We start from the raw sequence: 5,288 nt of genomic DNA, 5'->3' as shown, positions 1-5,288 counted from the left end.
TGACGTTCAGGGCTTTTTGCTATGCGTAAAATAAATATCCTGACTTTATCTATTACTTTTAAAAATACCTTTTTGGCATATGTAGCTGAGTCTTATAAGGAAGCATAATGTTTTTTGTCGGGGAAATAGCCAGATCAATATATAATTGATAGCTTCAGATTATTATTTAAATAATAAAAATGCCTATTTATTAATATGTTGATGAGAATTATCCGGTTATATCAAAGATAAGTCTTAATGCTTCAGTGTATTATTCGATAAATTTCACGTTAATTAAAACAAATATTAGCCAGACGCCTCGAATCGAGTAGACTAGGCGAAAGATTATTTCTGTATAGGTACTGAACGTTATGTCTACTGAAAGCGCGTCTTTAAAAAACCACAATACGTTTGCGCTCCCGGTCAACGCAGCGCACCTGATCATAGCCGATAGAATTGAGCAGATGCTCAAGGTTTGGCAACAAACGCGCAAGCGTCAGGAGCCGCTGCTGATTCTCGGTGAAGGTAGCAACGTGCTGTTCCTGGAGGATTTTTCAGGCACGGTCATGGTCAATCAGCTAAAGGGTATCGACGTTCGGGAAGATAGCGATGCCTGGCATCTCCACGTCAGCTCCGGTGAGAATTGGCATGATCTGGTGCAATATACGCTGCAGGCAGGGATCTGTGGCCTGGAAAACCTGGCGTTGATTCCTGGATTGGCCGGCTCCGCGCCTATCCAGAACATCGGCGCCTACGGTGTCGAATTGAAAGACGTTTGCGAGTATGTCGATCTGCTGGATTTCTCTACCGGCGCTATCGATCGCATTCCAGCTGCCGAGTGTGGTTTCGGCTACCGGGAAAGTATTTTCAAACACCGTTTCCAAACCGGGCATGTCATTGTCGGGCTGGGTTTACGCCTCAACAAACAGTGGCAACCCAAATTGAGCTATGGCGATCTGGCTAAGCTGGATCCCGCTACGGTGACGCCGCTTCAGGTATTTGAATCCGTATGCGCCATGCGCCGCAGCAAACTGCCCGATCCGCGTGAAACCGGCAATGCCGGCAGCTTCTTCAAGAATCCGCTGGTGAACGCAGAGAAAGCCACAGGACTCATCGCCAAATATCCCGGCATGCCGCATTATCCACAGCAGGATGGCCAGGTGAAGCTGGCCGCCGGCTGGCTTATCGATCAATGCGAATTGAAAGGATATCGTATCGGTGGTGCAGCGGTACACCGCCAGCAGGCGCTGGTGCTGGTGAACATCGACAACGCCCACAGCCAGGATGTGGTGGCGCTGGCGCGCCACGTACGCAAGACGGTGGCCGATAGATTTGGCGTCTGGCTGGAGCCTGAGGTGCGTTTTATTGGCGCGACCGGTGAGCTGAATGCCGTGGCGGTGCTGTCATGAAAGATACCAAGGTTCCGTTAAAACTGATCGCGCTGCTGGCCGACGGCGAATTCCATTCCGGGGAACACCTCGGTGAGTCACTCGGCATGAGCCGTGCTGCGATCAATAAGCATATTCAAACCATTCGCGAGTGGGGGCTGGATGTTTTTACCGTGCCTGGCAAAGGTTACAGCCTGCCTGGTGCCATCCAGCTGTTGGAAGCCGAGCGTATCCTCAGCCTGCTGGAAGACAAGCGTGTAAGCGTGTTGCCGGTGGTCGATTCCACCAACCAATACTTGCTGGACCGCATCGCCGAATTGCACTCCGGTGACGCCTGCGTCGCTGAATACCAACAGGCGGGGCGTGGGCGCCGCGGGCGGCAGTGGATCTCGCCATTCGGCGCTAATTTATACCTGTCGATGTTCTGGCGCTTGGAGCAAGGCCCGGCGGCGGCCATGGGGCTTAGCCTCGTGATCGGTATGGTGATGGCGGAAGTTCTGCAGCGTCTCGGTGCCGCAGACGTGCGCGTTAAGTGGCCTAACGATCTTTATCTGAACGATCGTAAACTGGCGGGGATCCTGGTCGAACTGACGGGAAAAACCGGCGATGCGGCTCAACTGGTCATCGGTGCCGGCATCAACCTGGCGATGCGGGATACCAACGCCAGTGCCATTACCCAGGGCTGGATTAACCTACAGGAAGCGGGAATTCAGATCGATCGTAATGAGCTGGCTGCAACCCTGCTCAATGAGCTGCGTCAGTCGTTGAAACAGTTTGAGATAGACGGACTGGCGCCCTTTATCGGTCGCTGGCGTACTCTGGATAACTTTATCGACAGACCGGTCAAGCTGCTGATTGGCGAGCGGCAGATTGTGGGCATCGCCCGAGGTATCGATTCGCAGGGGGCGCTACTGCTGGAACAAGACGGGGAGATAAAACCCTTCATCGGCGGGGAGATATCGCTGCGCAGTGCGGAATAGTTAGAGAAAAGGGGACGGCAACGTCCCCTGAATCGATCGGTAGGCTTACTTTCTTAAACGCACGTTTTCAACGGCGTGGTTAGCGCTTTTGGTCATGATCAGGCTGGCGCGTTCGCGCGTAGGCAGTATATTCTGCTGCAAATTCAATCCGTTAATTTCATTCCACAATTGCGTGGCGATATTAATCGCTTCCTGTTCCGGCAATTTTGAATAGTGATGGAAATAAGAATCAGGATTGGAAAATGCGCCCTGACGGAATTTCAGGAAGCGATTGATATACCAGCTTTGCAATAGTGTCTCCGGGGCATCGACATATATAGAGAAGTCGACAAAATCGGAAACGAATACGCGATGCGGATCGTGAGGGTAATCCATACCGCTTTGCAATACGTTAAGCCCTTCCAGGATCAGAATATCCGGCTGCTCGATGACTTTATTGCCCTCGGGCACAACGTCATAGATCAAATGGGAATAAACCGGGGCGGTGACGCGTTTGGCGCCGGATTTCACTTCCGACACGAATTTCACCAGGCTATGCATATCGTAAGACTGCGGGAAGCCTTTTTTCTTCATCAGGCCGCGTTCGTTCAGCACCTTATTAGGATGCAAGAAGCCGTCGGTCGTGATCAGCTCAACGCTGCGGTGTTCCGGCCAGCGGCTCAGCAGTGCCTGCAACAAGCGCGCTGTTGTGCTCTTACCGACGGCTACGCTGCCAGCGATGCCGATGACATAGGGAATCTTTTGCCCATCGGTGCCGAGGAATTGCTCCAGTACCGCCTGCCGCCGCAGGTTGGAGCTGATATAGAAGTTCAACAGTCGTGACAGCGGCAGATAAATCTGCGCAACTTCTTCCAACGAGAGATCTTCGTTAATCCCTTTCAGTTTAACGATCTCTTCTTCCGACAACGTCAGCGGCACCGAATCTCTCAACGCAGCCCATTGGGTACGATCGAACTGTAGGTAGGGCGTTGCTAAAGATTGATCTCTTTTTATCATAAGCCAAATTCTGCCTGTTAACGCAGGTTGGGAAAGGCGCCGGACGCCAGCTCCAGAGAATAAACAAGCTGCATATTATAGACAGCTTCGTTTTTGGCGTAGACTTTTTTCGCAAAAGTTGTCGATAGGCAGCAGTTTATGTCAATTGTGCGAAGCGGCGCGCAGTTGATAAAGCGGGGTTGCAAGGCGGTATCATCGGGGCCGGATACCGCCTGAAGGCTAGCTGGCGATGGCGCGCGAAGGTTGGTTCACGGCGAACAGGCGTTTGTAATAAATAACGGTTGGATGGTAATGCCCATCGGGCCCCGCCGCATAATCCGGTAGCTCGCCCAAACAGCGATAACCCAGGCTGCGATAAAGCGCTTCTGCCGCCGAACCGGCCTGCGTATCCAGGTACAATAGCCCGCGCTGCTGTTGCAGTGCCGCGTGCTCCAGTGACTTCATCAGCGCCTGACCTACGCCGTTTCGGCGAGCGCGGCTATGCACCAAGAGCTTCACTACCTCCGCACGATTACGGCCGTTCGGCTTCTGGCAGAGCTCGAGTTGCACGGTGCCAACGACGCCGCGCTCGTCACGGGCAATCCACAGCAGCAGTTCACCTTTGGCCAAGGCCGGCCGCAGACTGTGGAAGTAGCTTTCGGCGTCTTCGTGAGGGATTAAGGTGTCGTAACCGACAGAAGCGCCGTGCGTGACGGCATCGGTCAACAGGCGGGCCAATTCATCGCGGTAAATCGGTAGCGTAGCGGCGTTGATAAGCACTATTTTCATCGGTCATTCCTCCTGGGATGGGGGTAATGAAGAGAAGCAATAACTGAGCCACAGCGGCGAAAGGCATGGCGACGGCAAAAGGGCGAGGGATCAGTGTAGCCCACGCCGCAGTCCGGGGCAGGTATCCCCTTTTTGGTGCATCGATCCCGCTCACAGTTTACCTGCTCGGGTTAAGTGTTTTGAGAAGCCCGACACGGAGAAAGCGGCGCTCAAGGCTTGCAAAAAGTGGATAAAATTGTAGAGAATGATTGCCGCGAGTGATGAATGTTTGCACGCCGCAGGCTGCGAATTGCATGACAGTATGCAAAATTGACTGATTTATGAGCGAAAGTGCGCGTAAAGCAATTTTTTTGTTGCATAGGTCGCCCGCTCTACCTAGAATGCGCTGCACTTGATGCCGGCTTAGCTCAGTAGGTAGAGCAACTGACTTGTAATCAGTAGGTCACCAGTTCGATTCCGGTAGCCGGCACCATTCAAGTCACAAGTAGTTAAAATCTGGTGGGGTTCCCGAGCGGCCAAAGGGAGCAGACTGTAAATCTGCCGTCACAGACTTCGAAGGTTCGAATCCTTCACCCACCACCAAATCTTGCCTTCGGCGATTAACTGAGATGCGATAAATATCGCAACGGTTGATGGCGGGAGGAGAGGGCGAAAGCCTTCGGCAAGGTTCGAGCTGTGCAGCGCAAGGCGCAGCCGGCCCGAAGGATGCGAGCCGAGTGATGAACAATCCTGCTCCATCCCAAAATTCTACAGAAAAATCAGGTAGCCGAGTTCCAGGATGCGGGCATCGTATAATGGCTATTACCTCAGCCTTCCAAGCTGATGATGTGGGTTCGATTCCCACTGCCCGCTCCAAGATGTGCTGATATAGCTCAGTTGGTAGAGCGCACCCTTGGTAAGGGTGAGGTCGGCAGTTCGAATCTGCCTATCAGCACCACTTCTTAATTTCTCGCCCCCTGATTTTCTTTCTGTTCTGGATTCAACGAGCAAATGCTTGGTTGATGTGGTGATACCACCGATTTATCCGTGTCTTAGAGGGACAATCGATGTCTAAAGAAAAGTTTGAACGTACAAAACCGCACGTTAACGTCGGTACTATCGGCCACGTTGACCATGGTAAAACTACCCTGACTGCAGCGATCACTACCGTACTGGCTAAAACCTACGGCGGTTCTGC

At 52.6% G+C, this 5,288-nt stretch carries 5 protein-coding genes, 4 tRNA genes and 1 other RNA gene; 8 read left to right on the top strand and 2 right to left on the bottom strand.

Annotated features, from left to right (window positions below; genetic code table 11):
* Positions 1-350 precede the first annotated feature (350 nt).
* Both murB and birA read left to right on the top strand, forming a co-directional pair.
* The gene (gene murB / locus HMPREF3138_RS22680) at positions 351-1,388 is read left to right on the top strand and encodes a UDP-N-acetylmuramate dehydrogenase (RefSeq protein WP_038874436.1); all 1,038 of its coding nucleotides are present in this window, start codon (positions 351-353) and stop codon (positions 1,386-1,388) included.
* Positions 1,385-2,347 carry a bifunctional biotin--[acetyl-CoA-carboxylase] ligase/biotin operon repressor BirA gene (gene birA, locus HMPREF3138_RS22675; protein ID WP_033636716.1) on the top strand — a complete coding sequence of 321 codons (963 nt, stop codon included), beginning with the start codon at positions 1,385-1,387 and terminating at the stop codon, positions 2,345-2,347. Before murB ends, birA begins: the two co-directional genes overlap by 4 nt.
* Positions 2,348-2,392: 45 nt before the next feature.
* Here birA and coaA read toward each other — a convergent pair whose 3' ends face one another.
* Complete coding sequence (gene coaA / locus HMPREF3138_RS22670) at positions 2,393-3,343, bottom strand: type I pantothenate kinase (RefSeq protein WP_038874434.1); 951 nt, start codon at positions 3,341-3,343, stop codon at positions 2,393-2,395.
* 219 nt (positions 3,344-3,562) lie between these two features.
* The gene (locus HMPREF3138_RS22665; protein ID WP_038874432.1) at positions 3,563-4,111 is read right to left on the bottom strand and encodes a GNAT family N-acetyltransferase; all 549 of its coding nucleotides are present in this window, start codon (positions 4,109-4,111) and stop codon (positions 3,563-3,565) included.
* Positions 4,112-4,507: 396 nt separating this feature from the next.
* On the opposite strand from HMPREF3138_RS22665, the gene HMPREF3138_RS22660 reads away from it, so the two are divergent.
* From HMPREF3138_RS22660 to HMPREF3138_RS25905, 6 genes are all read left to right on the top strand, one after another.
* Positions 4,508-4,583, top strand: a tRNA-Thr gene (locus HMPREF3138_RS22660).
* A gap of 25 nt (positions 4,584-4,608) precedes the next feature.
* Positions 4,609-4,693, top strand: a tRNA-Tyr gene (locus tag HMPREF3138_RS22655).
* Between the two features lie 46 nt (positions 4,694-4,739).
* Positions 4,740-4,855, top strand: a non-coding RNA gene (locus tag HMPREF3138_RS22650) — RtT sRNA.
* Between the two features lie 36 nt (positions 4,856-4,891).
* Positions 4,892-4,966 (top strand) — tRNA-Gly (locus HMPREF3138_RS22645).
* 6 nt (positions 4,967-4,972) lie between these two features.
* Positions 4,973-5,048: transfer RNA gene (locus HMPREF3138_RS22640), tRNA-Thr, on the top strand.
* Positions 5,049-5,157: 109 nt separating this feature from the next.
* The coding region (locus tag HMPREF3138_RS25905) for a GTP-binding protein (RefSeq protein ID WP_004146313.1) at positions 5,158-5,288 on the top strand (131 nt) is incomplete at its 3' end.

It is taken from the genome of Serratia sp. HMSC15F11 (genome assembly GCF_001808215.1).
GTDB lineage: Bacteria > Pseudomonadota > Gammaproteobacteria > Enterobacterales > Enterobacteriaceae > Serratia > Serratia nevei.
Note: the sequence above shows the minus strand (reverse complement) of the source record. Positions and strands in the feature narration are given on the sequence as shown.

Excerpts from the sequence above, each read along its gene's own strand:
- murB (WP_038874436.1), top strand. The coding sequence starts at position 351 with ATGTCTACTGAAAGCGCGTCTTTAAAAAACCACAATACGTTTGCGCTC.
- birA (WP_033636716.1), top strand. The coding sequence starts at position 1,385 with ATGAAAGATACCAAGGTTCCGTTAAAACTGATCGCGCTGCTGGCCGAC.
- coaA (WP_038874434.1), bottom strand. The coding sequence starts at position 3,343 with ATGATAAAAAGAGATCAATCTTTAGCAACGCCCTACCTACAGTTCGAT.
- HMPREF3138_RS22665 (WP_038874432.1), bottom strand. The coding sequence starts at position 4,111 with ATGAAAATAGTGCTTATCAACGCCGCTACGCTACCGATTTACCGCGAT.